At 68.6% G+C, this 910-nt stretch carries 1 protein-coding gene; it reads left to right on the plus strand.

Translation table 11 applies throughout. The features are described from left to right. The coding region (gene istA / locus HLH48_RS22825; RefSeq protein WP_182999730.1) for an IS21 family transposase at positions 1-910 on the plus strand (910 nt) is incomplete at both ends.

A 910-nucleotide genomic window follows, 5' to 3' on the forward strand; every position in this document is an offset into this window, starting at 1 on the left:
TCCGGCACGACGGCAATGCCGACGTGATCCGCCAGGAACTGGCGAGCGAGCACGGGATCGTCATTGGGCTTCGCTCGGTCGAGTTGAAGGTCCGGCCGTGGCGGCGGGAGCTATTGGCCCGGAAGCGGGCGACGGTTCGCTTCGAGACGCCGCCTGGGCGGCAGTTGCAGATCGATTTCGGCGAGACGCGGGTGTGGATCGGCGATGAGCGGCTGCGGGTGTATCTGTTTGTGGCGACGCTCGGCTATTCGCGCCGCCTGCATATCCGCGCGTCGCTGAGGCAGGGACAGGCGGACTGGTTCGCGGGCATGGAGGGCGCATTCCTGCGGTTCGGCGGTGTCCCTGCGGAGATCCTGCTCGATAATGCGAAAGCCCTGGTCGAGCATCACGACGCGACGACGCGGGAGGTCCGTTTCAACGGGCGGCTGCATGCCTTTGCGCGGTATTGGGGCTTTGCGCCGCGTGCCTGCGCGCCGTATCGCGCGCGGACCAAGGGCAAGGACGAGCGCGGGGTCGGCTACGTCAAGAAGAACGCGGTCGCGGGACGGCGCTTCGCGAACTGGGCGACGTTCGAGGCGCATCTTGACCAATGGACGCGCGAGATCGCCGACCGGCGCGTGCATGGCACGACGGGCGTTGCACCGTCGGAGCGTTTCGCCGGCGAGGCCGAGGCCCTGCGCCCGCTCGGTGGACGCGCGCCGTTCGGCCAGTTGCGCGATCTGGTGCGCAAGGTTCAGGTCGATTGCGCGATCGACCTGGACACCAACAGCTACTCCGTGCCGTGGCGGCTGATCGGCGAGAGCGTGCAGGTCGTGGTGCTGGGCGGGCGCGTCGTCGTGCGTCATGCCGGGCAGGTCGTGGCGGATCATTCGCTTTGCGCGGGACGCCGGCAGCGGATCGTCGATCGGTC

The sequence above is a fragment of the Gluconacetobacter sacchari genome (assembly GCF_014174255.1).
In the GTDB taxonomy this organism is placed as follows: Bacteria; Pseudomonadota; Alphaproteobacteria; order Acetobacterales; family Acetobacteraceae; genus Gluconacetobacter; species Gluconacetobacter sacchari.